Raw genomic sequence first — 25293 nt, 5'->3', positions numbered from 1 at the left:
TGGTCACGCTACGCCATTTTTCCGCGCTTCGCCTTGATCTTGCCGCATTGCAGCAACACGTGGAACAAGTCCATGACGGCCGCGTGGTAGAATTCCGCCCATCAACTGCAAGGAAATCCGCTTTCATGGACAAGATCGTCATCGCCAGCCGCGAGAGCCGGCTGGCCATGTGGCAGGCCGAACACATCCAGGCCCGGCTGCAAGCGCTGTACCCGCACCTGACCGTGGACATCCTCGGCATGACCACCCAGGGCGACCAGATCCTGGACAAGACGCTGTCCAAGATAGGCGGCAAGGGCCTGTTCGTGAAGGAGCTCGAGCAAGCGCTGCTGGACGGCCGCGCCGACCTGGCCGTGCACTCGCTGAAGGACGTGCCGATGACGCTGCCGGACGGCTTCGCGCTGGCCGCGGTATGCGAGCGCGAAGACCCCCGCGACGCCTTCGTCTCCAACCGCTACCACAGCCTGTCCGAACTGCCGGCCGGCAGCGTGGTGGGCACCTCCAGCCTGCGCCGCGAGGCCCAACTGCGCGCGCGCTACCCGCAACTGACGGTGAAGCCGCTGCGCGGCAATGTGCAAACCCGCCTCAGAAAACTGGACGACGGCGAATTCGACGCCATCATCCTGGCCGCCGCCGGCCTGAAACGGCTAGGCCTGGCCGAGCGCATCCAGAGCGAGCTGGCGCCGTCGGAAAGCCTGCCGGCCGCCGGCCAAGGCGCGCTGGGCATAGAAATCCGCGCGGACCGGGCCGACCTCTCCGCGCTGCTGACGCCGCTGAACGACCCGGCCACCCGCGCCTGCACCGCCGCCGAGCGCGCGCTGGCCAAGGAGCTGGGCGGCAGCTGCCAGGTGCCGCTGGGCGCCTTCGCCACCCTGAGCGAGGGCACGCTGACCTTGGGCGGCCTGGTGGCGCATCCGGACGGCTCGGTGGTGCTGACCGCCAGCGCCAGCGCGCCGGCCGACTACGCCGAGGCGCTGGGCCGCGCCGTAGCCAAGAAGCTGATAGACGACGGCGCCCGCCCGCTGATAGAGGCGGTGCTGGCCGATCCTCGCTGAGCCGGCGATGAAGCGCGTCCTCGCCGCCCGTCCGCTGGCGCAGTGCGCCGGACTGCTGGACAAGCTGCGCGCCGAGGGCTGGCAGGCCGAACGCCTGCCGCTGATGGAAATCGAGCCGCTGCCAGACGCCTTGGCCGCGCTGCCGGCGCGAGCGGCGCGGGCCGACACGCTGTTCTGGGCCAGCCCCAGCGCCATAGACTTGGGCTGGCCGACGCTGGCGCAGGCAGACTTGGCCGACAAGCGCTTGGCCTGCGTCGGCGCGGCCAGCGCCAAACGGCTGGCCGACTTGGCCGGCCGCCCCGTGTTGCATCCCGCGGCCGGCAGCGACAGCGAATCGCTGCTGGCGCTGCCCGAGCTGGCCGCTGTCTCGGGCCAGCGCTGGCTGATCGTGCGCGGCCAGGGCGGCCGCGCGCTGCTCGCCGACGCGCTGGCCGAACGCGGCGCGCGGGTGGATATCGCCGAGGTTTACCGCCGACTCGACGGCGCGCCGGACTGGGCGGCTTTCGACGCCGCGCCGCCCGATGCCGTCATCATCACCTCAAGCGAAATGGTAGAGCAATTGTTCCGACTGGCTGGTCCGCGCCGGACCGGAGCGCTACAATGCCTGCTGTACTGCGTGCCGCATCCGCGCATTGCCCAACGCCTGGCCGCCCTCGGCGCGGCGCGCATCGTGACAACCCGGGCCGACGACGCCGCACTGGTCGCCGGCCTCAAAGAATGGTTCCGTCGTCACCCATGAGCGAATCCCAGATCCACGAAGCCATCCCGGCCCAGCCGCCCGTTTCCCGCAAGCGCCACAACCTCGCCATCCTGGTGGCGATCGTCGCGCTGGGCGTTTCCGGCTGGCAGTTCTTCTCCACTCAGCAGCAACTGGACGCCATGCGCCAGGAGCTGGCGCGCCGGCTGGCCGAAGGCAGCGGCGCCGGCAAGGAGCAGCGCGTCATCGCCGAGCAGGCCATGCTGGCCGCCCGCGCCGCCGACGGCAAGTTGGCCCTGCTGGAGGCCCGCGTCAATGAATCGGCCGGCCAGTACGCCACGCTGAACGGCATGTACCAGGAACTGACCAAGAACCGTACCGACTGGCTGCTGTCCGAGATCGAGCATTCGCTGGCCATCGCCAGCCAGCAGCTGCAGCTGGCCGGCAACGTCAGCGCCGCCGTCTCCGCGCTGGAAATGGTGGACGCGCGGCTGGCCAAGTTCGACCGCCCGCAACTGATCGCGGTGAAGAAGGCCGTAGCCTCGGACCTGGAAAAACTGAAGGCGCTGCCCTATCTGGACAACGTCGGCCTGACGGTCAAGATAGACCGGCTGATGCTGGGCGTGGACACACTGCCGCTGGCGGTGGACGCGCATCGCCTCGCCAGCGCGCAAAGCGGCAAGCCGGCGCAGCCGGCGACCAACGCCCCGTGGTGGGAGCGCCTGTCCGCCGAAATCAGCGGCAGCCTGGGCGAGTTGGTGCACATCCGCCGCATGGACAAGCCGGAAGCGCTGCTGTTGTCGCCGGAGCAGGCCTTCTTCCTGCGCGAGAACTTGAAGATGCGCTTGCTGGACGCTCGCCTGGCGCTGCTGCAGCGCGACGGCAAGACCTACGCCGCCGACATCGCCGCCGCGCGCAGCTACGTGCAGCGCTACTTCGACCGCGACGCCGCGGCCACCACCCAGTGGCTGGCCACGCTGGCGGAGCTCGAAGGCGCGCCGCTGGACATCAGCCTGCCTGACATGAGCGCCAGCCTGAAGGCCGTGCGCGACGCTCAAGGCAACAGCGGGGAGTAAACGGTGAGATTCGCATTGTGGATTACCGGCCTGTTCGCGCTGGCCGTGCTGGTGGGGCTGGCCTCCACCCTGAATACCGGCTACGCCATCCTGTTCCTGCCGCCGTACCGGATGGAAGTGTCGTTCAACCTGATGATCGTGCTGGTGGTGGCGCTGATCGTCGCCACCCACCTCGCGCTGCGGCTGCTCGCGCTGGCTGCGGACTTGCCGCGCCAGGTGCAGCGCTTCCAGCGCCAGAAAAAGCTGAAGGCCGCCCGCCACGCGCTGCGCGAAGCCGGCATCGCCTACTTCGAAGGCCGCTACCAGAAAGCCGAGCGCGAGGCCGCCAAATCGCTGGACGACGAGTATGCGCCGGAAAACCGCGCGCTGGCGCTGCTGATCGCCGCCCGCGCGGCCGGCTACGCCGGCGCCGCCGACAAGCGGGAAGGCTATCTCGCCCAGCTGGACAAGATGCCGGAGCGGCTGCAGCTGGCGCGCCACATGCTGGACGCCGAGCTGCGGCTGGAAGAGAAGGACGCGCTGGGCGCGCTGGCCGCCATTGAGCGCGCGCGCGCGCTGTCGCCCAACTTGACCAACGCGCTGCGGCTGGAGCTGAAAGTGCGCCTGCTGCAAAAGCAGCCGGAGGCCGTGCTCAGCCTGACCGAGAAGCTATTGAAGGCGGACGCGCTGGAGCCGGAACAGGCGCGCCGCTACCGTCTGGCCGCCTACCAGCAGCAACTGACCGGCCTGCTGTCCGAGCGCGAGGTGCGAGACTGGCTACGCCGCATCCCGGCGCCGGAAAGCGGCAATCCGCAGCTGCAGCAGCAGGTAGTCGCCCATCTGATCCGGCTGCAAGCCTACGACGCCGCCGCCACGCTGCTGGCCGAGGCCCTGGCCGGCGACGATATGGAGCTGCCGGAACTGGCGCGCGAACTGGGCCAGCTGGCCGCCCACCTCAGCGTGGACAAACGGCTGGAGCTGTTGAAGGATGCCGACGCCTGGCTGAAGCAGCGCCCGCGCGACCACTGGCTGTTGCTGGCGCTGGGCCGGCTGGCGCTGGCGCAGCAGCTGTGGGGCAAGGCGCAAGCCTACCTGGAGGCGAGCGCGTCCATCCAGCCCACGCTGTGCGCGCACGCCGAGCTGGCGCGATTGTTCGAATCCACCGGCAAGGAGGAGCTATCGCAGCAGCATTACCAGAAGAGCCTGGAACTGGCGCTGAGCCAGGGCTGCTGAGCTCTGCCGCCGCCACGACCGCGATGCCGCCCGCCACTTGGCCGGCGGCATTTTTCATGCCGAGCGGACAAAAAAAACCGGGCTCCGCAAGGAGCCCGTGCATGCCAACGTGGACTGGCAGACAAATCATACGAGAACGCAGGGCGCGCCATTGTCCGACAATGATGTCGCTTGTCGGACAAAGCTGTGCCAGAATCAACCGATATGCATGGTTGCGTGAGCAGCCATGCATTCCGGTTGCGATTGCCCACCGCCGTGACCGGCGGCGACACTGCAGCAGCATAAGCGGTGGCGTCGTTTCGCACAAAGCAGTTAATATCATGAAAACTATGAAGAAAAGGCATACAACAGCATGAAGCTGCCTCCGCTGAATGCCCTGCGCGTTTTTGTCGTCGCCGCCGAACATCTGTCCTTCACCCGCGCCGCCGCGGCGCTCAGCCTGACTCAGGGCGCCATCAGCCGCCACGTCCAGACTCTGGAGGAATACTACGGCGCCACACTGTTCACACGTCAGGCCCGCGGCCTGGCGCTGACCGCCGAAGGCGAGGCGCTGGTCAAGCCGGCGCGCGAAGCTTTCCAGTTGCTGAACGAGGCCAGCGAAGCGCTGCGCCTGCGCCAGAGCGACCTCAGGGTGCGCATGCCGCCAACGCCGGCGATGCGCTGGGTGCTGCCCAACCTGGCGGACTTCCAGGCGCGCCACCCGGAATACACCCTGCACCTGCTGACCCAGCTGATCCACAACAAGCCGTTCAACCGCGCAGAGTACGACCTGGCCGTAGTTGGCCTGTCCAGCCCGGAAGCCGCGCCGGACCTGCGGCTGGAATGCATTTGCCGCGAGAAGCTGATCCCGGTGTGCGCGCCCGGCCTATTGGCCGGCAAGCACCCGCTGCACACGCCGGACGATCTGAAGCACCACACGCTGCTGCATCCATGGCGCGACCAGAACACCTGGAAGCGCTGGCTGAAGCTGGCCGGCGTCAGCAGCGTCAACCCGGAAAGCGGCGTCACCTTCGACGCGCTGGAGTACGCGCTGCACGCCGCCGTGGCCGGCATGGGCGTGACGCTGGCCCAAGCCTCCATGGTGACGCAGGATCTGGACAGCGGCCGCTTGGTGATTCCGTTCGACACGGTGCTGGAAACCGAGTGGGCCTACTACCTGGTCTATCCGCATGAGTTGGCCGAACTGCCCAAGGTGCGCGCCTTCCGCGACTGGCTGGTGCATACCGTCGCTCATAGCGAGGAAGCCAGCTGGCTGGCGCGCCAGGGCTACTGAGGCCCCGCCGCAACATTTCTTAACCTCTGCGTTCGCACAGCCGCTTCGGCTGTCGGCAAAATAATTGATATAGCAATTATTGCCGAATCAATCATGAACGCTCCCGATTCCTCCACGCTGGCCGCCGGGCTGGATTTCCGCCAGCGCCTGCTGGCCATGCTGGGCCTGTGCTGCGTGCTGATCATGGTGGCGCTGGACCAGACCGTGGTCGGCACCGCCATGCCGACGGTGGTGGCCGACCTGCGCGGCTTCGCCCTATACGCCTGGGTGGGCACCTCCTATCTGCTGACCTCGGTCATCACCGTGCCCATCTTCGGCAAGCTGGGCGACGACCACGGCCGCAAACCCTTCGTGCTGGCCGCCATCGCGCTGTTCACCGCCGCCTCCATGCTGTGCGGCCTGGCCCAGACCATGCCGCAGCTGGTGCTGGCGCGCGCGCTGCAGGGGGTAGGCGGCGGCATGCTGGTGGCCACCACCTTCGCCTGCGTGCCGGATCTGTTTCCGCATACCGCCGAGCGCCTGCGCTGGCAAGTCATGCTGTCCGCCTCCTTCGGCCTGGCCAATGCCGTCGGTCCGTCTCTGGGCGGTTTCTTGACCGAATACTTCGGCTGGCGATCGGTGTTCTTCGTCAACCTGCCGGTCGGCCTGATCAGCCTGGCCTGCGTCTGGCGCTTCCTGCCGGTGATCCGCCAGGCGGCGCGGCCACCGTCGCGGCTGGATTGGCAGGGCGCCGCGCTGATCGCGCTGTTCCTCGGCTCGCTGCAACTGGCGGTGGAGTGGCTGCCGCAGCACAAGCCGCCGCTGTTGCTGGGCCTGCTGGCCGCGCTGAGCCTAGCCGCGCTGCTGGCGCTGATCTGGTGGGAAAAGCGCAGCCCCAACCCGTTGCTGCCGCCCAGCATGCTGGCCCATCCCGGCCTCGCGCCCTTGTTCGGGCTCTCGTTGCTGATGGGCTTCGGCATGTTCGCCGTGATGTACTACGCGCCCTTGATGTTCCAGGCCGGTTTCGGCCTGTCGCCTAACCAGGCTGGCCTGCTGGTGACCCCGCTGGTGGTATTCATCACTCTGGGCAGCATGGTCAACGGCCGCATCGTGCAGCGGCTGCGCCGCCCCACGCGGCTGCTGACGCTGGGCCTATTGATGTTCGCCCTGACCGCCGCCCTGCTGACGCGCGCCACGCCGGCCACCGCGCACTGGCTGATCATCGCCAATATGATGCTGGGCGGCCTGGGCCTGGGCCTGTTGATGCCCAATCTGACCATCTTCGTGCAGCAGCTGGCGCCGCGCCAGCAACTGGGCGTGTCCACCGCCATGCTGCAATCCACGCGCATGGTGGGCGGCATGCTGGGCACGGCCGTGATGGGCGTGGTGGTCAGCCGACAGTTCCAGCACGGCGTCGCCGCCATGCTGGAGGCCCGCCACGGCGGCGCCTGGCAGTCCTGGCTGGCCGATCCGCAAACCCTGCTCAACCCCGCCATTCTGGCGCAGTTCCGCCTGGCCGCCGCCGCCGCGCAGCCGGAAGCGCTGCTGGCAGCCACGCGGCTGCAGCTGGTGGACGCCATCCATCTGAGCCAATGGCTGGTGGCCATCCTGCTGCTGCCCGGCCTGTGGCTCGCGCGCAAGGTCCCGGCGATACAGCTCTCCTCCATGATTTCCGCCGAGGCGCCGCGCCATGACTGACACCCAACCGAATCTGCTGCAGCAGCTGGGCCGCAGCGGCCGCGCCATGTACGGCGCCTTCGAAAACCAGGTGGGCCAGGCGCTGCCGCGCTGGCGCGCGCTGAAGGCGCTGGAAGAATTGGGGCAGGTCAGCCAAAAGCGGCTGGCCGCGCAATTGCAGATGGACCCGGGCGCGCTGACCCGGCTGTTGAAGCCATTGCAGGCCGAAGGCTTGGTGCGGCGCGATACCGATCCCGTCGACAATCGCCACACCCTGGTTTCACTAGACGACGGCGGCCGCGCCCTACTGGCGGCGGCCGCGCCGCAACGCCAGGAATTCTTCCGCCAGGCGCTGGCGGATATCGAGCCGGCGCAGCTGGAAACCACGCTGCGGGTGCTGAAACAGCTGGAGGAGCGCTTTCGCCGGATGAGCGGACGTTAGGCGTCGTCGGCCTCCGGCAAATCCATCCCAGCCACGATGATGCGATTGCGCCCGCTTTGCTTGGCGCGGTACATCTCGCGATCGGCCGCCTCGATCAGCTGGCGGCTGTCCGCCACCTCGCGCGGCTGCACATTGGCCCCGCCTATGCTGATCGTGACATACGGCGCCGCCACGGAACCGACATGCGGCAGTTGCAGGTCGCGCACCGCGTCCAACACTGCCTCGCCGACATAGGCCACGCCCTCGGACGTGGTGTCCGGCAGCAGGCAGACGATCTCCTCGCCGCCGTAGCGCGCCACCAAGTCCTGCGGCCGGCGCACGCTGCTGCGTATGGCCTGCGCCACTTCGCGCAGGCAGTAGTCGCCGCTGACATGGCCGTAGTGGTCGTTGTACAGCTTGAAGAAGTCTATATCTATCATCAGCATGCCTAGCGAGGTGCCCAGCCGCCGCGCCCGCCGCCATTCGCCCTCCAGGCTTTCCTCGAAGCTGCGCCGGTTGGCGATGCCGGTGACCGGATCAACCCGCGACAGCGCCAGCACCTCGGCGTGCGACTGCTCCAGCGCCAGCGTGCGAATGCGCACTTGCTGCTCCAGCAGTTCCTGCTGCTGGTTCAGTTCCAGCTTGACCTTGCGCTGCTCCGCCACCAGCGCGCTGACGCCCAGCGACACCACGGTCAGAATGCCGATATAGGTTTGCAGGATGATCAGGGTGCTGTAGGCGGAATAGCCCAGATAGGGGCCGCCGCCGTGGCGCGTGCCCCACAGCGCCAGCCACAGTATCAGCAGCAGCGCCAACAAGACCTCTCGGGTGGTGAAGCGGAAGGCCGCCCAGGCCACCAGCGGCAACACCAGCATGTCCAGCGGATAGGTGGTGTCCACCGTGGGATGCCACCAGACGAAGATGCCGGCGGTCAACAGCGCCACCATGCCGAAATAGGCCAGCATCTCGTAGCGGACTTCGCGGTCCGGCAACCGCCAACCCTGGTGATACAGGTTCAGACACACGCTGCCGAACAGCAGAGTGCCGCAGCTGCTGCACAACCACCACAAACCCAGCCGCGACACCCATTCCTTCTGCGGCAGCGCATGGGTCAGACAGAGGCTGGTGGTGGCGATCAGGCTGCCAATCAGGGTCATCGCCACCACGATCACGCAGAAGGCCACGCACTGGCTAAAGTTGTCCAGCGGATTGCGCCGGCCGAAATGGCGCCGCACCAGCCAGACGCCGAACAGCGTCTGCGCCAGCACGCCCAGCGCCACGCCCAGGACAGGCGACAGACCGTGCATGCCGTCCAGCGCGCCGCGCCAGCGCCAGGCCTCGCTGAGCAGCGCGCCCAACAACAGGCCGGGCCACACCCGCCAGCCCAGCAGCAGCATGGCCACCAGCGCGAACCCGGGCTGCGGCCAGACCACGCTGTCCATGTCCAGTTCCAGCATCAGCGCCTGCTGTCCCAGCCAATTGACCAGACAGTAGGCCGCCGCGACCAGAACCATGGCCAGCCAGTCCGGCATGGCCGAGAAGGTCGGAACAACGCCGCGCATGAATCTCCCTTTGCCAACGGACCGACGGGCGGTCCCGGCGGCGGCCCATCGGTATGGTTCACTCCTTGCGCCGAGGCAAGGAAAAGCCGCGCCTAGTGTCATCGTAGTTGGCGAATTCTCCGCTCGCTGCAAGCGGCCTGCCGGCGGACGAAAAAAAACCGAAGCGCGGGCTTCGGTTTTTGACATTTCGGCGGACGCTTACATCTTCACGCCCAGCTCGCGCAGGCGCTCGTCCAGGTAGCTGCCGGCGGTGTGGCGGTCGGACAGCGTCACTTCCGGACGCGGGTGCAGGAACAGCGGCAGCGAGACGCGGCTCTTCTTCGCGCCCTCGCCGCTGGGGTTGACCACGCGGTGCTGGGTGGACGGGTAGTAGCCGGCGGAGGCTTCCTGCAGCATGTCGCCGATATTCACCACCAAGGTGCCGAAGTCGCAGGGCACGTCGATCCAGTCGCCGTTCTTGTCCTGCACTTGCAGGCCCGGTTCGTTGGCGGCCGGCAGGATGGTCAGCAGATTGATGTCGCCATGTGCGGCGGCGCGCAGCGAGCCGGCCGGCTCATTGCCGGTCAGCGGCGGATAGCGCAGCACCCGCAGCAGGGTCTGCTGGCTGCCTTCAATCATGTGCGACAGCGGTTCGCGGTAGTTGGCGGCGATGTCGGACGGGGTGTATTGCTGCACCCAGGACAAGAGTTCTTGCGCCAGCTTGTTGGCGATGCCGTAGTAGCGGTCGGCGTCGGCCTTGAGCTTGCCTGGCACGCGGCCCCAGGGATAGATGTGGAAATATTCCTTGATGTCCTTGAGCGTGGCGCCCTTGGCGGTTTCCGACACCTCCGGCGAGAACCAGCCGTCCTGCTTCTCCACCGAGTAGGCGTAGTCGAACTTCTCTTCGCTATTGAAGAAGGCCAGCCAGTCGGCGTAGATCTTTTCGACCAGGTCTTGCGGGATGGGATGGTTGGTCAGCACGCCGAAGCCGGTTTCGTGCAGGGAACGGGTGAACTGCTCCGCGGCATCCGGGGCGCGGTAATCGACAACTCTGACGTTCATGGGGTGGTTTTCCTGATGAACCCGGCGCCGCCATGCAATATCGGGGCGGGTCGCCGGCCGCGCGCATTGTAACGGCTAAACTACACGAGGCCAAGCCGCCGGCATGCCGACTGTTGGGAAAGCGCCAAGCGTGGAGACGCTTGCGGGACAAGGGCCGGCCGCGCGCGCGGCCGCCTGGCGCGGCGAAGCTGGGGAGCGCCTCGCCGCGCTGTGCTTTTACTAACCGCCGCCGCGCTACACGCGCTGGTCCATGTCCAGCGCCGGCGTGCCCGGACAGGCCTGGGCCACCACGCGCGCCGGCACGCCGGCAACCGTGGCATGCGGCGGCACGTCTTCCAGCACCACGCTGCCGGCGCCCACCTTGGCGCATTCGCCTACGCGGATATTGCCCAGCACCGCCGCGCCGGCGCCCAGCATCACGCCGTCGCCTATCTTGGGATGGCGGTCGCCGCGCTCCTTGCCGGAGCCGCCCAGCGTCACGCCGTGAAGGATGGACACATTGTTGCCGATGACGGCGGTCTCGCCCACCACCAGGCCGGTGCCGTGGTCCAGCATCACGCCTTCGCCTATGCGCGCGGCCGGGTGGATGTCCGCGCCGGTCACCTCGGAAATGCGGTTCTGCAGGAACAGCGCCAGCGTGGTCCGCCCCTGCTGCCACAGCCAGTGAGTGATGCGCTGGCTCTGGACGGCGTGGAAGCCCTTAAAATACAAAAGCGGTGTGGAATAGCGGTCGCAGGCCGGGTCGCGCTCATAACAGGCGCGGATGTCGGCGCGCATCGCCTCGCTGATGGCCGGATCGGCCTGGAAGGCTTCGCGGAACAGCTCGAGCAAGGCGCGCGGGTCCATCACCGGACTGGCGAGCTTGCTGGAAAGATGGAAGGCCAGCACGTCTTCCAACGTGGCGTGGCGCAATACGGTCATATGCAGAAAGCTGGCCAGCAGCGGCTCGTCGTTGACCGCCGCCAGCGTCTCGTCGCGGATGGCCGACCACAGCGGATCAACCGGGGAGGAACTCATCGGGGACTCCGAAAATGACATCTAGTCGAATAGTGTAGCCTGCCGCGGGCCGCCCCGTCAGCCGACAGAACGCGCCGCCGCCGCCGACTAAGCTGAAAGTGGGGGGAGAAGCGCAATGAGACATCTCGCGATCTGGCCGCTGCTGTTCAGCCTGGGCGCGCTGGCGGCCGCGCCCGAAGTGCCGGGCTGGCATGACTATCAAGACGGACGGCTGGCTGCCGCCCGCATCGCCTTCTGGCAGGCCGCAGAAAAAGGCGACCGGGTGGCGGCTTTCGATCTGGCGATGATGGACTGGAAAGGCGAGGCCGGACCGGTGGATAAGCGGCAGGCGCTGTACTGGCTGCGCTTCGCCGCCGATCGGCAGCTGGCCCAGGCGCAGCACGCGCTGGGCCTGCTGGCCGAGCGCGGCGACGGCTTGCCCAAATCGCTGGACGAGGCCACGCGCTGGTTCGCGCTGGCGGCGCGTCAGGGTTATCTGCCGGCGCAGATCGACCTGGGCACCCAATACTTCCTGGGCCGCGGCGCGCCGCAGGACGACCGCCTAGCCGCCTACTGGTACGAGGAAGCGGCCAAGCAAGGCGACGCCGGCGCGCAGTATCTGACCGCCAGCATGTATGAGCACGGCCGCGGCGTGAAGCGGGACATCCCGGCGGCGATACGCTGGTACGCGCGCGCGGGCGCCCAGGGCGACGCCGGCGCGCGGGCCAAGGCGCTGGATCTGGCCAAACAGGAAGACACGCGACGCGCTCACAGCGCGTCCAGCGGCAGCTTCAAGTAGCGCACGCCGTTGTCCTCGGCCGGCGGCAATTGGCCGGCTCGAATATTGACCTGGATGGACGGCAGAATCAGCCGCGGCATGTCCAGCGTGGCGTCGCGCGCCTGGCGCATCGCCACGAAGGCCGCCTCGTCCACGCCGTCCCGCGTGTGCAGATTGGCCCGACGCTGCTCGGCCACCGTCGCGCACCAGGCCGGCGCCCGGCCCGCGGGCGGATAATCGTGGCACAGCAGCAAGCGCGTGTCGTCCGGCAACGCCAGCAGCCTGCGGATGGAACGATACAATTCGGCGGCGTCGCCGCCGGGAAAATCGCAGCGCGCGGTGCCCACGTCCGGCATGAACAGGGTATCGCCGACGAAGACCGCGTCGCCCACCTGGTAGCCGACATCGGCCGGCGTATGGCCCGGCAGCGCCAGCACCCGCGCCTCCAGCTCGCCGATGCGGAAAACATCGCCGTCGTCGAACAGGCAGTCGAACTGCGAACCGTCGCAGCGGAAGCCGCCCTCCAGATTGAATAGCTTCTTGAAAACCGCCTGCACCTCGCCGATGCGGCGGCCTATGCCGATCCGGCCGCCGGCCCGCGCCTTCAAATACGCCGCCGCCGACAGGTGGTCGGCATGGGCGTGGGTTTCCAGTATCCACTGCAAGGTTAGCCCTTGCTCGGCCAGGAAGGCCAGCAGGCGATCCGCGCCGCCATGCGCGGTGCGCCCGGACTTGGGATCGAAATCCAGCACCGGATCGATGATGGCCGCGTGGCCGCCCGGCCGGTCGTAGACTACGTGGCTGATGGTTTCGGTGACGCTGTCGTGAAAGCTTGCTATCTGGGCAGGCATGATGTCCTCCGCATTGAGTCCTTTACATCATTATATTAATATATATAATATTGTAAAGTATACATTTAAGAGAATCGACCCCATGTCTCAGACTGTAGACCGTCCCCGCGCCGACGCGGCGGCCCGGAAAGCCGCCTCATGCTGCTGACGCTGCTGTTGGGCGCGCTGGTCGGCGCCGTGCTGGGGCTGACCGGCGCCGGCGGCGGCATCCTGGCCATTCCGGCGCTGATGGCCGCCCAGGGCTGGAGCCTGCCGCAAGCCGCCCCGGTGGCGCTGCTGGCCGTGGCGTCCGGCGCGGCGCTCGGCGCCTATCATGGCTGGCGCCGCCAGCTGGTGCGCTACCGCGCCGCCTTGCTGATGGCGCTCTGCGGCGCGCCATTCACCGCCCTGGGCGCCTTGCTGGCCCACAAGCTGCCCGCGCCGCTGCTGGCCGCGCTGTTCGCCTTGGTCATGCTGATCGTGGCGGCCCGCTCCTGGCGTTCGGCCCATCCCGCGGCGCAAACCGTCCAGCTGCGGCGCGACGCCGTGTGCCGGCAAGACCCGGCCACCGGCCGCCTGCGCTGGAACGCCGTCAGCCTGGCCGCGCTGGCCGGCGTCGGCGCCTTCACCGGCCTGCTGACCGGCCTATTGGGCGTGGGCGGTGGCTTCGTCATCGTGCCGGCGCTGCGCCGGCTCAGCGATCTGAGCATGCACGCCATCGTCGCCACCTCGTTGCTGGTGATCGCCCTGGTCGGCGGCGGCGGCGTGGCCGCTTCGCTGTGGCATGGCTCGCCACCGCCGCTGCTGCCCGCCGCCGGTTTCGTGCTGGCGGCCATGGCCGGCATGCTGCTGGGGCGGCGGCTGGCCGCGCGGCTATCGCCCGCCCAGCTGCTGCGCGGCTTCGCCTTGCTGGTGGCGGCTGTGGCCGCCTCCATGCTGTGGCGGGCCGCCTCGCCCTGGCTCTGAATAAAAAAGCCGCGGTCGCGCCGCGGCTTGGTTTGCGCAGGGAATCTTCCGCGCTCAGATATACGCTTCCTCGCCATGCAGGCTGACGTCCAGGCCGGCCTGCTCCACGGCCGCGCCCACCTTGACCGGGGTGACGCGGTCTATCAGCCACAGCATGCCGTAAGTGAAGCCGAAGGCCCAGGCGCCGGACACCACGGCGGCGACGACCTGCTTGAACAGGAAGTCGGCGTTGCCATACAACAGGCCGTCGGCGCCGGCCGCGTTCCAGCCCTTGGTGGCGAACACGCCCAGCAAAATAGTGCCCAACAGGCCGCCCACGCCGTGCACGCCCCACACGTCCAGCGCGTCGTCCCATTGCAGGCGGTTCTTCAATTGCACGGCGAAGTAGCACACCACGGCGGCGATCAGGCCGATGACGGCGGCGCTGCTCAGCGACACATAGCCGGCGGCCGGCGTGATGGTGGCGAGGCCGGCCACGGCGCCGGTCAGCAAGCCGACAAACTTGGGTTGCTTGGCGTGCGACCATTCCAGCAGAAACCAGGCGGTGCCGGCGAAAGAGGCGGCCACGTCGGTATTGAGGAAGGCGGAGGCGGTCACGGCGTCTACCTTCAATTCCGAACCGGCGTTGAAACCGTACCAGCCAAACCACAGCAGGCCGGTGCCCAGCGCGATCAGCGGCACATTATGCGGTTTGTTCTCCACCAGCGAGCGGCGGCCGACATACAGGATGGAAGCCAGCGCGGCGAAACCGGCGGTGTTGTGCACCACGATGCCGCCGGCGAAGTCCAGCACGCCCCACTTGGCCAGCAGCCCGTCCGGACTCCACACCATGTGGACGAAGGGGAAATAGACCAGCACCAGCCAGCCGGTCAGGAACAGGAAATAGGCCTTCACCGTCACCCGGTTGGCAAAGGCGCCGGTGATCAGCGCCGGGGTGATGATGGCGAACATCATCTGATAGGCCACGTGCACGATCAGCGGAATGCCGGCGTCGTTGCCGGCGTACATGCTGCTCAGCGTCACGCCTCGCATGAAGGCATAGTAGGTGGGATCGCCTATGATGCCGTGCCAGCTGGGCCCGAAGCACATCGAATAGCCGAAGGCGAACCACAGCACCGTGGTCCAGCCCAGGGACATGAAACTCTGGGCCATGATGGTCAGCACGTTCTTGCGGCCGACCAGGCCGCCGTAAAAGAAAGCCAGCCCGGGCGTCATCAGCATGACCAGGCTGGCGCACAGCAGCATGAAGCCGGTATTGCCGACATTGATGGTTGGGGAGAGCATGATCTAGTCCTCGCAAAGCAATATTAGAAAATCGTCTTGCTCGAATATTGCTGCGCATAACAGAATGCTTATCTGCGGCAGATCAAGTTCTTACCTGGACATTAACAAATGTAAACACTTTGTAAATGCATGAATTTGCAATTCAAAATACACAATTGGCATTTCATTCAAATATTAAAGTCGAACGCCTCGCCGCTGCCGGCGCGTATCGCCTCAGCCAGCGTGGAGAAGAACTCCGAGCCATCGCGCGCGGCGATCCAGTCTGCGCCCTGCCGCGCGAAATGGTAGCCGCCGCTCTTGGCCGCTATCCACATCTCCTGATTGGACGCGTGGCGGTTGACGACGATCTTCTCGCCGCTGTCAAACTCGATCTCCAGCACATTGCCCTGACGCAAAGTGTCGACATCGAGCTCATGGTCATCCAGCGCCTGTTCGATGCGATCGAAGATGGCGTCGCTGAGTTGCAGAAATTCGCTTTCGTTCATAATGGCTTCCTATGGCGCCGGCCAGCTCAACACGGCGCGGCGGGGTTTTGCTAGTATGTCGATTTTGCCACAACGGACTTCCAGTATGCGTACCCTGCTCGCTTGCGCCAGCCTGTTCCTGCTCCTGACGGCCTGCGGCTACAAGGGCCCGTTGGTGCTGCCGCAGCATCCCGCCGCCCAGCAGGCGCCGCACGCGCCCGCCGACGCGGCCTCCGCCGCCCGCTGATACCGTCAGCATAAGGATATTTCCAAACGATTGCTTGTCAGATAAGGCCCCTGGCCTAGAATGGCCACAATCCATTGGAATACCGGGAACCGTCATGCCACATTACGCGCGCCATCTGGAACACCACACCATCGTCAATCCGTTTCCTGGCATCGCCAAGCTGGAAGCGGCGCTGGGCCATAAGGTAGTCAACCGGCTGGGCGCCAACGAAAGCCTGGCGCGCGCCGATTCGCCGCTGCTGGCGCAATGGGGCGAGACGCTGGCCGAATTGGCGCGGCTGTATCCCGACCCGTACGCGCTGGCGCTGCGCGAACGCGCGGCGCGGCTGCACGGCGTGGAGGCCAGCCAAGTGCTGTTCGATGCCGGCGCGGACAGCCTGATCCTGCTGGCGCTGCGCCTGCGCTGCAATGCCGGCGACGCCGTGGTGTGCAGCGCAGGCACCTATCCATCCTTCCGCTATTTCGCCGAAGGCGTGGGCGCCCGCATTCTGGAGGTGCCCTATCGCCAGCAGGGCATAGGCCTGCGGCCGGACTTGGCGCGGCTGTGCGAGGTGGCGCAGGCCGAGCGCGCGGTGGCGCTGTACCTGGCCAATCCCGACAACCCCACCGGCCACTACTGGTCCGCCGCCGACATCCAGGCGCTGCGTCAGCAGCTGCCCTCGCACACCATGCTGATCCTGGACGAGGCTTATGTCGACTTCTGCGTCGAGCCGCAAGACGCGCCGCCGGCCGGCATCCTGCCCAATACGCTGCGGCTGCGCACCCTGTCCAAGGCCTACGGTCTGGCAGGCCTGCGCGTAGGCTTCGCGCTGGCCTCGGCCGACATCATCGCCAAGGCGGACCAAATCCGGCCGCAGTACGCGCTGTCCGGCCTGGCTCAGCACGGCGCGACGCTGGCGCTGGACGACCCCAGCTACTCGAGCCAATTGGTGCAGGCCACGCTGCAATTGCGCGACAAGCTGGAAAGCGCGCTGCGCGACCGCGACCTGACCGTGCTGCCATCGCACACTAATTTCGTCGCCGTGCTGTATCCCAACGCCGCCGCGGCCGAGGACATCCAGCGCAAGCTGCTGGCGGACGGCGTGGCCGTGCACCGGCCGCCGCATCCGGCGCTGCGCCATCTGCTGCGCGTCACCGCCCAGCCGCCGGCGCTATCCAGCAAGGTGCTGGACGCGCTGGCCGGCCATCATTGACCACGGCGGATGCGGAAGACATAATTCCGCGACGGTTTTCGCAAACGGGATCTCGGCAAACTGAAGATCCCGTTTTCGTTCGGCCGCGGCAATAGGCTAACCGGTCGCCTGGCAGGGCGCATCGATTGCCAAACCGCGCCGCGACCGCGGGCAGGCGAACCCAGATTCGCCGCCCTCGCGCCTCATCCGCCTCCCCCAGGGGCCGCGTCGCATGAGCCATATTCCGTTTTGAAGCACGCTAGCCAAATGAAAACCCGCATCCTCCTCGGCACAGCCGCGTTTTGCCTGCTGGCAAACGCCGCCGGCCATGCCCGTCCCTTCGCGGTCCACGCGGACGGCGACACCCCGATCACGCTGCGCGGCACGATCATCGGCCCCCTCTCTTCGGGCGACAAGGCCGAAGGCACCTTCTTCCGCGCCTTCCATCTGAAACTGGCCAAGCCCATGGCCTTCGACGATGGCGCCGACTGCGGCGCGCAAAGCAAGTCCAGCCTGGCGCTGAACCAAGACGACATGGGCAAATACAAGGGGCAGGCTGTCACCGTGCGCGCCAAGGTGTTCTGCCAACTTGATCGCACCGGCACCTACCACCTGGGCGATATCGTCATCGCGCCGCGCTAGGCCATTCAGCCTGGAACACCTGTCCTTTCCACCGATGGACAAGTCGATGCGTCACAGCCTGATCTGCCACGCCGCAGCCCGCCGCGCCCTGAACGGCGCGGTTTGGCGCATGCCGCGCCAGCCCTTATCATCGAACGCCTGTCCACTGCGTTCCCGGAGCCCGCATGTTCCTGCCGTCCTCCCTGTCGCTGGCCGCCTTCGCGCTGCTGGCGATAGGCCTCATCTCCGCCAGCCTGCGCCTGGCCGCGCCGGGCTGGATCGCCCTGGCCTGCAGCGCCATGGTGGCGCTGGCCGCCGGCCTGTTGCAACCCTTAGGCCTGGTCTTCGCCGCCGCCGGCGTCGGCCTGACGCTGGCCTTGCTGCGCCGGCCTCGCCCCGAACTGGCCCTGGTGTGGATCGCCCTGTTGCTGGCGCTGGCGGTGCACGCGCTGCCCGGCTTCGACAATCCGCTGCTGTGGCAGGGCAAGGCCAGCCCGGACAGCGCGCCATATCGGCTGTTCTGGAGCTACGACAAGGGCTTGGCCGGACTGCTGCTCTTGCTGGGCCTCGCCCGCGCGCCGCTGCCGGAACGGCGGCTGGGCTGGCCGGCGGCCGCGGTCGGCGCGCTGGCGCTGCTGTTCGTGCTCGGCATCGCCGCCGCCACCGGCGTCATCGGCTTCGCGCCCAAGTGGCCGGCCTGGCTGCTGCCCTGGCTATTGGCCAACTGCTTTCTGGTATCGCTGGTCGAGGAGGCCTTCTTCCGCGCCGGCGTGCAGCGCTGGCTGGAATTGCGCACGGAACCGTTCGCGGCCTTGATGGCGGCTTCGCTCTTGTTCGGCCTGGTCCACCTGGCCGGCGGCTGGGCCTGGATGGCGCTGGCCACCCTGGCCGGCATAGGCTATGGCCTGATCTACGCCGCGCGCCGCCAGCTTTGGCTGGCGGCGCTGGCCCACCTCGGCTTCAACACGCTGCACCTGTTGCTGTTCACGTATCCGAAACTGGCGTGAACCGTCCGCTTTGAGGCGGCTTTATGCGCTAACTGTCTTGATATGAAAATAAAAAACCATAACGGATCGCGCCCGGCCTCGGTTAAAATCGCGGTCTTCGTTCACCATACGCGAGCAGCACCGCCATGATTGAAGTCGGCATCGTGATGGGTAGCAATAGCGACTGGGAAGTGATGCAGCACGCCGCGAGCATGCTGAAGCGCTTCGGCATCGCCTGCGAAACCCGCGTCGTCTCCGCCCACCGCACCCCGGACCTGTTGTTCCAGTATGCCGAAGAAGCCGCGCCGCGCGGCCTCGCGGCCATCATCGCCGGAGCCGGCGGCGCCGCCCACCTGCCAGGCATGCTGGCAGCCAAAACCCACGTGCCTGTGCTGGGCGTGCCGGTGCCGTCCAAATACCTGCGCGGCGAGGATTCGCTGCTGTCCATCGTGCAAATGCCCAAGGGCATTCCGGTCGCCACCTTCGCCATCGGCGAAGCCGGCGCCGCCAACGCCGCGCTGTTCGCCGTAGCCATGCTGGCCACCACGCGGCCGGAGCTGGCCGAAAAGCTAGTGGCCTTCCGCAAAGCGCAAGAGCAAACCGTGCTGGCGATGACGCTGCCGGAGGCCGAATAATGGCCGCCATCCTGCCGCCGGCCATGCTGGGCATACTCGGCGGCGGCCAGCTCGGCCGCATGTTCGCCGTGGCGGCCAAGACCATGGGCTACTGCGTCACCGTGCTGGATCCGGACGAAAACGCGCCGGCGGCTGCCTTCGCCGATCGCCACATCCGCGCGCCGTACAACGACCCGGCCGCGCTGCGCGAGCTGGCGCAAAGCTGCGCCGCCGTCACAACCGAGTTTGAAAACGTCAACGCCGACGCCATGCGCGAGCTGGCCAAGACCACGCGCGTGTCTCCGTCCGGCGACTGCGTGGCCATCGCCCAGGACCGCATCGCCGAGAAAAGCTGGATCAACAAGGCGGGCCTGCCCACCGCGCCGTATCTGGCCATCGAGAGCGTGGAAGATATCCAGGTAGACCTGGCGCCCTATCTGCCGGGCATCCTGAAGACCGCCCGCCTGGGCTACGACGGCAAGGGCCAGGCACGGGTGAAAACCGCCGCCGAGGCGCGCGCCGCCTACGCCAATCTGGGCGGCCAGGCCTGCGTGCTGGAAAAAATGCTGGACCTCAAGCTGGAGGTCTCGGCCATCGTCACCCGCGTCAGCGCGGCGCAAAGCGCGGTGTTCCCGCTGGCGGAAAACATCCACAAGGACGGCATTCTCGACGAATCCATCGTGCCGGCGCGCATCGCCCCGGCGCTGGCCGCGCAGGCGCAGGAGATGGCGCGCAAGCTGGCCGACGCGCTCGATTATGTGGGCGTGCTGGCGGTGGAGTTCTTCGTGCTGGCCGACGACAGCCTGGTGGTCAACGAAATCGCCCCGCGCCCGCACAATTCCGGCCACTACACCCTCACCGCCTGCCTGACGGATCAATTCCAACAGCAAGTGCGCGCCCTATGCGGCCTGCTGCCGGGCAAGACCGACCTGCTCAGCCCGGTGGTGATGGTGAACCTGCTGGGCGACGTCTGGAAAGAGAACGGCGGCGAACCGAACTGGGACGTGCTAATGGAAGCGCCCAACGCCCAGTTGCACCTGTACGGCAAAAAAGCCGCGCGCCCCGGCCGCAAGATGGGCCACTTCAACGTGATGGCCGCCACGGCGGACGATGCGCTGGAGCAGGCCAGGGCGTTGAAGGACACTTTGTGAGAAAACAAAATGGCGTCGCGAACAACGCCATTTTATGGCCGCTGGCAACAATGCATTCCGAGGACAACATGTTTTCGTTTGAAGCCGTCTCGAATCAGCACCTTGGCATGATCATGGATTGGCTAAGCAGTCCACATGTAATGGAATTTTGGGATAACAGCCCGGAACACAAAGAAGACATCAAAATATTCGCTGATGGGCGAAAGCATCCATCGCCATACTTTGATGGTGTTTTCCATTACTGGATTGGCAAACATGCTGACAATCCATTTTGCCTGGTGATGACATCGGAGATCGGCGAAAAAGATGATATTCCAGCACTCTGGAAAGATAATCTGTCTAAAACCGGGAAAAATTTCAGCATCGATTTTTGCATAGGCAATACCGATCTTCTGGGTAAGGGGCTGGCATCCGATGCCTTGGAAAATTTTCTTATTTTTTTCAAGTCCCATATCGAACCGTATGCTCGCAACTTCCTCATCGACCCAGACGAAAACAACCCTAAAGCAAAACACGTCTATGCCAAAGCTGGATTCATATCAGCCGGCAATTTCACCATGCCATCTGGTTTTTTCTCCGGGCATGAAACAAATCTTATGATCAAGGTTCTTGGAGATAGCATAATGACCGGACTGAACACCACCAACCTGACCAGCCTGAAGAAGATCTACTCCGGCAAGGTGCGCGATCTGTACGAGATCGACGAGGCGCGCATGCTGATGATCGCCACCGACCGGCTGTCGGCTTTCGACGTGATCCTGGACGACCCGATCCCGGCCAAGGGCCAGATTCTGACCGCCATCTCCAACTTCTGGTTTGAAAAACTCAAGGACGTGGTGCCGAATCACCTGACCGGCGACCAGCCGGAAGACGTGGTGGCGGCGGCCGACCTGCCGCAGGTTCAGGGCCGCGCCGTGGTGGCCAAGCGCCTGAAGGCGGTGCCGATCGAGGCGGTGGTGCGCGGCTACCTGGCCGGCTCCGGCTGGAAGGAATACCAGCAGTCCGGCTCCATCTGCGGCGTCGCCCTGCCCGCTGGCCTGAAGGAAGCGGACCAGCTGCCGGAACCCATCTTCACCCCGTCCACCAAGGCGGCGGTGGGCGACCACGACGAGAACATCAGCTTCGCCCAGTGCGAGGCCATCGTCGGCGCGGAACTGGCGGCCAAGGTGCGCGATACCGCCATCCTGCTGTACAAAACCGCGGCCGAATACGCAGCCACCCGCGGCATTATCATCTGCGACACCAAGTTCGAGTTCGGCCTGGACGAAAACGGCGTGCTGACGCTGATGGACGAGGCGCTGACCCCGGACTCCAGCCGCTTCTGGCCCGCCGACAGCTACCAGCCGGGCAGCAACCCGCCGTCCTTCGACAAGCAGTTCGTGCGCGACTGGCTGGAAGCCTCCGGCTGGAACAAGCAGGCCCCGGCCCCTGCCGTGCCGCTGGACGTGCGCGAAAAAACCGCCGCCAAGTACCGCGAGGCGCTGGAACGGCTGACGGGCTAAACCCGCCCTGTGCCGCCGGTCCGCGCCGGCGGCATGCCTTGAGCATCAGGCCTGCTTGCGACTACTATCTACTGCCTTGTCATACCAGCCGCAACGCCATGAGCCTGATTCAACCCACACTCGACACCGCGCGCCTGAAACTGCTGCCGGCCCACCCGGACCTGACGGCGGCTGCGCTGGACTACCACAACCGCAACCGCGCCCACCTGGAACCCTGGGGGCCGACGCCGGGGCCGCAATACTACAGCGAAGACTATTGGCGCACCCAGATGCGCCAGGGCGCGCGCTCCTGGGCGGAAGGCCACAGCGCGCGTTTCCTGCTGGCCACGCGCGAACAGCCCGAGCGCGTCATCGGCACCGTAGGCTTCAGCAATATCGTGCGCGGCGTGTTCCAGGCCTGCCACCTGGGCTACGGCCTGGACCAGGCCTGCGAAGGCCAGGGCCTGATGCGCGAGGCGCTTGAAGCGGCGATACGCTTCGCCTTCGATGACTTGAAGCTGCACCGCATTCAGGCCAATTACCAGCCGGCCAACGCGCGCAGCGCGGCCTTGCTCCAACGCTTGGGCTTCGCCATAGAGGGGCAGGCCAAGGATTACCTGTTCCTGAACGGCGCCTGGCGCGACCACGTGCTGACATCGCTGCTCAATCCGCATTTCGACAGCCGCGCCCTGCTCGGCTGAGAGGACACCGCATGCAACGCTCCACCCTGGCCGCCGCCGACGGCGTCGCCATTCCGCTGTGCCACTGGCGGCCGGAAGGGCCGATCCGCGCCGCGCTGCTGATCTCGCACGGCATGAGCGAGTACGGCGCGCGCTACGACCGCTTCGCCCGGGCGCTGGCCGCCGCCGGCTACGCGGTGTACGCGCACGACCACCGCGGCCACGGCGCCTCGCCCGCGCCGCGCGGCTTCTTCGCCGCCGAGGACGGCTGGCGCAAAGTGGTGGACGATGTGGAAGCCGTGCGCCGCCACGCCGCCGCCGAACACCCCGGCCTGCCCATCATCCTGCTGGGCCACAGCATGGGCAGCTTCATCGCCCGCGCCTATTTCCTGCGCCATGGCCAGCAGCTGTCCGGCCTGATGCTGTCGTCCACCGGCTACCGCCAGCGCCCCCTGGCATGGCTGCTAGGCGCGCTGGCGCGCTTCCTGGGCCGCCGCAATGGCTGGGACCGGCCCAGCCGGCTGATGGCGGCGCTGGTCTTCGGCAGCTTCAACCTGGGCTTCCCGCCCTGGCGCACCGGCATGGACTGGCTGAGCCGCGACGCGGCCGAGGTGGACGCCTATCTCGCCGACCCGGACTGCGGCTTCGATCCGGCGCCGGGCCTGTGGGCCGACCTGTTCGCCGGCATTATCGAAATGGAAGCCGGCGAGGCGGCCGGCGCGGGCATCAACCGCCGCTGCCCCATCCTGCTGTTCGCCGGCAGCCGCGACCCGGTCAGCCTGGGCAAGCTGGCGCTGGGCCAGCTGGAAATCCGCTACCGCGACGCCGGCGTGCTGGACCTGCAAAGCGTGGTGTATCCGGGAGGACGGCACGAGATGCTGAACGAGAGCAACCGCGCGCAGGTGGAAAACGATATCCTCGCCTGGCTGGCGCGCGTCGCGCCCGCCGCCTGAATCCCGGAGTCCGCCATGATAGAAGTCCACCATCTGAACCAATCGCGCTCGCGCCGCATCACCTGGCTGCTGGAAGAGCTAGGGCAAGACTATGCGGTCGTGCGCTACGAGCGCGACCCGCAAACCCGGCTGGCGCCTCCGGAGCTGCAGGCCATCCACCCGCTGGGCAAGGCCCCGGTGCTGCGCGACGGCGACGCGGTATTGATCGAATCCGGCGCCATCGTCGACTACCTGATCCGCACCTACGGCAAAGGCCGCTTCGCGCCGGATATCGCCTCGCCGGACTACAACCGCTACGTGCAGCTGATGCATTACGCCGAAGGCTCCGCCATGCTGCCCATCTTGTTGCAGCTGTATGTGGGCACCTTGGGCGAAGCCGGCGCGCCGCTGCATCCGCGCATCCACAGCGAGCTAGACAACCATCTGGGCTATCTGGAGCGCGAACTGGAGGGCCGCGATTATTTCGTCGGCGACGATCTGAGCGGCGCCGATGTGCAGCTATCCTTTGTCGCCCAGATCGCGGCGCAAGGCGACGGCCGCCAGCGCTATCCCAATCTGGCGCGCTTCGTCGACCGCATCGAGGCCCGCCCGGCCTACCGCCGCGCCGCCGAGCGCCACGGCGAATGACAAACCCCGCCGCAAGGCGGGGTTTGTCGCTTCAAACTCGCGACGCGGGCTCAGCCCGCGTCCGGATGGATCAGGCCGGAATCGCTTCCACCTTGCCGTCCACCGCCATCAGATAGGTGTCCACCGCCAATTGCGGATGCTTGGCCAGGATGTCTTTTTTCAGCGTCGTCAGCGCCTGGGCGTGAATCGCCGTTTCTTGGTCGGGATGCTGGGCGAAGTCCTCGCCGAACACCACCTTGTAAGCGCCGCAATCGCGGTGGTCCAGCAATACCACCTTCTTGATATGGTGTAGGTCTATCGCCACGCTCAGGTGTTGCCAGAAAGTGGTGTTCCAGGCCGGAAACTTGTCGGTGATGGCAATCAGCGAGGCCCCGGCCAAAACGATGTGGTCGTAGTTGTCGCGCAGACCCAGCCCATCCATGAAAGCGGCCGTTTCATCGACCAGCCGGTAATCCATGCAGGACAGCAGCAATACGTCGGTGCCGCCGGCGGCCCAGGCGGTGCGCGGCACGAAGCTGCCCAGCAGCGCGACGCCGCCGCCCAGCGCGGCCAGTTTCAGGAAGCCGCGGCGGCCCAGCGGGCGCTGCTGCAGCGGGGTCAGGCAATCGGCGTGAGCGTGGTGCGTTTCTTGGCACATCTTTTATTCTCCTTTATCGACGACGGCGTCTGCCGTTCGAGGCGATTATAAGTAATGCGGGGCAGGTCATGCCAGGCGGTTTTTAGGCGGCGTCGTTGACAACTTACTTACCAGTAAGTATCTTGGCCGACAGGGTTGACATCGCCAGACGAATCAAAGGCTTGGGCATGCCCCAGCCGATAACGACACGAGGAAGAAACATGAGCGCTTACCCGCACCTGCTGGCTCCGCTGGACCTGGGCTTCACCACGCTGAAAAACCGCGTGCTGATGGGTTCGATGCACACCGGCCTGGAAGAATCTCCGAACGGATTCGAAAAAATGGCCGCCTTCTACGCCGAACGCGCCAAGGGCGGCGTGGCGCTGATCGTCACCGGCGGCGTCGGCCCCAATCCGGAAGGCTGCGTGGCCGAGGGCGCGGCCCAGCTGGCGGACGAGCATGAAGTGCCCAAGCACAAGCTGATCACCGACGCCGTGCACGCGGCAGGCGGCAAGATCGCGTTGCAGATCCTGCACTCCGGCCGCTACAGCTTCCAGGAAAAGTGCGTGTCGGCCTCGCCCTTGATCGCGCCGATCAACTTCTACAAGCCGCGCGAGCTGTCCGATGCCGACGTATGGCAAACCATTGCCGACTTCGCGCGCTGCGCCAAGCTGGCCCAGCAGGCCGGCTATGACGGCGTGGAAGTGATGGGTTCGGAAGGCTATCTGATCAACCAGTTCATCGCCCGCGCCACCAATAAGCGCACAGACGACTGGGGCGGCAGCTTCGAAAACCGCATCCGCTTCGCCATCGAAACCGTCAAGGCGGTGCGCGA

27 protein-coding genes and 1 pseudogene are annotated in these 25293 nt (G+C 66.5%); 21 read left to right on the top strand and 7 right to left on the bottom strand.

The window, feature by feature from the left end; translation table 11 throughout:
• Positions 1–125: 125 nt before the first annotated feature.
• The 7 genes from hemC to C2I19_RS04215 all read left to right on the top strand — a co-directional run bounded on the left by hemC (position 126) and on the right by C2I19_RS04215 (position 7411).
• Complete coding sequence (hemC, locus tag C2I19_RS04245) at positions 126–1055, top strand: hydroxymethylbilane synthase (RefSeq protein WP_103901473.1); 930 nt, start codon at positions 126–128, stop codon at positions 1053–1055.
• A 7-nt stretch (positions 1056–1062) separates the two neighbouring features.
• On the top strand, positions 1063–1794 hold the full coding sequence (locus C2I19_RS04240) for a uroporphyrinogen-III synthase (protein ID WP_103901472.1): 732 nt from the start codon (positions 1063–1065) through the stop codon (positions 1792–1794).
• Positions 1791–2828, top strand: a complete 1038-nt coding sequence (locus tag C2I19_RS04235) for a uroporphyrinogen-III C-methyltransferase (protein ID WP_103901471.1) — start codon at positions 1791–1793, stop codon at positions 2826–2828. Before C2I19_RS04240 ends, C2I19_RS04235 begins: the two co-directional genes overlap by 4 nt.
• Positions 2829–2831: 3 nt before the next feature.
• Entirely contained in the window at positions 2832–4040 is a 1209-nt protein-coding gene (locus C2I19_RS04230) for a heme biosynthesis HemY N-terminal domain-containing protein (RefSeq protein WP_103901470.1), read from the top strand.
• Positions 4041–4392: 352 nt separating this feature from the next.
• Positions 4393–5313 carry a transcriptional regulator GcvA gene (gene gcvA / locus C2I19_RS04225; RefSeq protein ID WP_103901469.1) on the top strand — a complete coding sequence of 307 codons (921 nt, stop codon included), beginning with the start codon at positions 4393–4395 and terminating at the stop codon, positions 5311–5313.
• 93 nt (positions 5314–5406) lie between these two features.
• Positions 5407–6990, top strand: a complete 1584-nt coding sequence (locus C2I19_RS04220; protein WP_233201104.1) for an MDR family MFS transporter — start codon at positions 5407–5409, stop codon at positions 6988–6990.
• Positions 6983–7411, top strand: a complete 429-nt coding sequence (locus tag C2I19_RS04215) for a MarR family winged helix-turn-helix transcriptional regulator (RefSeq protein WP_103901468.1) — start codon at positions 6983–6985, stop codon at positions 7409–7411. The genes C2I19_RS04220 and C2I19_RS04215 overlap by 8 nt, the downstream gene beginning before the upstream one ends.
• On the opposite strand, the gene C2I19_RS04210 is transcribed toward C2I19_RS04215, so the two are convergent.
• From C2I19_RS04210 to cysE, 3 genes are all read right to left on the bottom strand, one after another.
• Positions 7408–8952: a sensor domain-containing diguanylate cyclase gene (locus C2I19_RS04210; protein ID WP_158253634.1), complete on the bottom strand. Its 1545-nt coding sequence runs from the start codon at positions 8950–8952 to the stop codon at positions 7408–7410. The genes C2I19_RS04215 and C2I19_RS04210 overlap by 4 nt on opposite strands.
• Positions 8953–9150: 198 nt before the next feature.
• Positions 9151–9993: an isopenicillin N synthase family dioxygenase gene (locus C2I19_RS04205; RefSeq protein ID WP_103901466.1), complete on the bottom strand. Its 843-nt coding sequence runs from the start codon at positions 9991–9993 to the stop codon at positions 9151–9153.
• A 234-nt stretch (positions 9994–10227) separates the two neighbouring features.
• The gene (gene cysE, locus C2I19_RS04200) at positions 10228–11010 is read right to left on the bottom strand and encodes a serine O-acetyltransferase (protein ID WP_103901465.1); all 783 of its coding nucleotides are present in this window, start codon (positions 11008–11010) and stop codon (positions 10228–10230) included.
• Between the two features lie 115 nt (positions 11011–11125).
• Here cysE and C2I19_RS04195 point away from each other — a divergent pair, with 115 nt between their 5' ends.
• Complete coding sequence (locus C2I19_RS04195) at positions 11126–11788, top strand: tetratricopeptide repeat protein (RefSeq protein WP_103901464.1); 663 nt, start codon at positions 11126–11128, stop codon at positions 11786–11788.
• On the opposite strand, the gene C2I19_RS04190 is transcribed toward C2I19_RS04195, so the two are convergent.
• The gene (locus tag C2I19_RS04190; protein ID WP_103901463.1) at positions 11758–12618 is read right to left on the bottom strand and encodes an MBL fold metallo-hydrolase; all 861 of its coding nucleotides are present in this window, start codon (positions 12616–12618) and stop codon (positions 11758–11760) included. The genes C2I19_RS04195 and C2I19_RS04190 overlap by 31 nt on opposite strands.
• 138 nt (positions 12619–12756) lie before the next feature.
• Between C2I19_RS04190 and C2I19_RS04185 the strand changes: the two genes are divergently transcribed.
• Positions 12757–13563: a sulfite exporter TauE/SafE family protein gene (locus tag C2I19_RS04185; protein ID WP_103901462.1), complete on the top strand. Its 807-nt coding sequence runs from the start codon at positions 12757–12759 to the stop codon at positions 13561–13563.
• A 54-nt stretch (positions 13564–13617) separates the two neighbouring features.
• On the opposite strand, the gene C2I19_RS04180 is transcribed toward C2I19_RS04185, so the two are convergent.
• A complete protein-coding gene (locus C2I19_RS04180) occupies positions 13618–14847 on the bottom strand; it encodes an ammonium transporter (protein WP_199181070.1) in 1230 nt (409 codons plus the stop codon).
• Between the two features lie 167 nt (positions 14848–15014).
• Complete coding sequence (cyaY, locus tag C2I19_RS04175) at positions 15015–15332, bottom strand: iron donor protein CyaY (protein WP_103901461.1); 318 nt, start codon at positions 15330–15332, stop codon at positions 15015–15017.
• Positions 15333–15417: 85 nt separating this feature from the next.
• Here cyaY and lptM point away from each other — a divergent pair, with 85 nt between their 5' ends.
• From lptM to C2I19_RS04130, 11 genes and pseudogenes are all read left to right on the top strand, one after another.
• The gene (lptM, locus tag C2I19_RS22230; protein ID WP_199181069.1) at positions 15418–15558 is read left to right on the top strand and encodes an LPS translocon maturation chaperone LptM; all 141 of its coding nucleotides are present in this window, start codon (positions 15418–15420) and stop codon (positions 15556–15558) included.
• Between the two features lie 94 nt (positions 15559–15652).
• Positions 15653–16750 (top strand): pyridoxal phosphate-dependent aminotransferase, encoded by a 1098-nt coding sequence (locus C2I19_RS04170; protein ID WP_103901460.1) that lies wholly within the window; start codon positions 15653–15655, stop codon positions 16748–16750.
• A gap of 246 nt (positions 16751–16996) precedes the next feature.
• Positions 16997–17371, top strand: a complete 375-nt coding sequence (locus C2I19_RS04165; protein ID WP_103901459.1) for a hypothetical protein — start codon at positions 16997–16999, stop codon at positions 17369–17371.
• Positions 17372–17535: 164 nt separating this feature from the next.
• The gene (locus C2I19_RS04160) at positions 17536–18357 is read left to right on the top strand and encodes a CPBP family intramembrane glutamic endopeptidase (RefSeq protein ID WP_103901458.1); all 822 of its coding nucleotides are present in this window, start codon (positions 17536–17538) and stop codon (positions 18355–18357) included.
• A gap of 125 nt (positions 18358–18482) precedes the next feature.
• Entirely contained in the window at positions 18483–18971 is a 489-nt protein-coding gene (gene purE, locus C2I19_RS04155; protein WP_103901457.1) for a 5-(carboxyamino)imidazole ribonucleotide mutase, read from the top strand.
• On the top strand, positions 18971–20101 hold the full coding sequence (locus C2I19_RS04150) for a 5-(carboxyamino)imidazole ribonucleotide synthase (RefSeq protein WP_103901456.1): 1131 nt from the start codon (positions 18971–18973) through the stop codon (positions 20099–20101). The genes purE and C2I19_RS04150 overlap by 1 nt, the downstream gene beginning before the upstream one ends.
• 50 nt (positions 20102–20151) lie before the next feature.
• Positions 20152–20598, top strand: a pseudogene (locus C2I19_RS22860) (GNAT family protein); the annotation flags it as partial.
• A 126-nt stretch (positions 20599–20724) separates the two neighbouring features.
• Positions 20725–21603 (top strand): phosphoribosylaminoimidazolesuccinocarboxamide synthase, encoded by an 879-nt coding sequence (locus C2I19_RS22415; RefSeq protein ID WP_233201102.1) that lies wholly within the window; start codon positions 20725–20727, stop codon positions 21601–21603.
• A 98-nt stretch (positions 21604–21701) separates the two neighbouring features.
• Complete coding sequence (locus C2I19_RS04140; RefSeq protein ID WP_103901454.1) at positions 21702–22283, top strand: GNAT family N-acetyltransferase; 582 nt, start codon at positions 21702–21704, stop codon at positions 22281–22283.
• A gap of 11 nt (positions 22284–22294) precedes the next feature.
• Positions 22295–23215 (top strand): alpha/beta fold hydrolase, encoded by a 921-nt coding sequence (locus C2I19_RS04135; RefSeq protein WP_103901453.1) that lies wholly within the window; start codon positions 22295–22297, stop codon positions 23213–23215.
• Between the two features lie 15 nt (positions 23216–23230).
• The gene (locus C2I19_RS04130; RefSeq protein WP_103901452.1) at positions 23231–23842 is read left to right on the top strand and encodes a glutathione S-transferase family protein; all 612 of its coding nucleotides are present in this window, start codon (positions 23231–23233) and stop codon (positions 23840–23842) included.
• A gap of 70 nt (positions 23843–23912) precedes the next feature.
• On the opposite strand, the gene C2I19_RS04125 is transcribed toward C2I19_RS04130, so the two are convergent.
• Positions 23913–24479, bottom strand: a complete 567-nt coding sequence (locus C2I19_RS04125; protein ID WP_103901451.1) for a carbonic anhydrase — start codon at positions 24477–24479, stop codon at positions 23913–23915.
• A gap of 200 nt (positions 24480–24679) precedes the next feature.
• Between C2I19_RS04125 and C2I19_RS22410 the strand changes: the two genes are divergently transcribed.
• Positions 24680–25293, top strand: a 614-nt coding sequence (locus C2I19_RS22410) for an oxidoreductase (protein WP_500778859.1), incomplete at its 3' end; no start/stop codon positions are given.

It is taken from the genome of Chromobacterium alticapitis (assembly GCF_002924365.1).
Lineage (GTDB): Bacteria > Pseudomonadota > Gammaproteobacteria > Burkholderiales > Chromobacteriaceae > Chromobacterium > Chromobacterium alticapitis.
The sequence above is the reverse complement of the archived record's forward strand: the minus strand, read 5'-3'. Positions and strand labels throughout refer to the sequence as shown.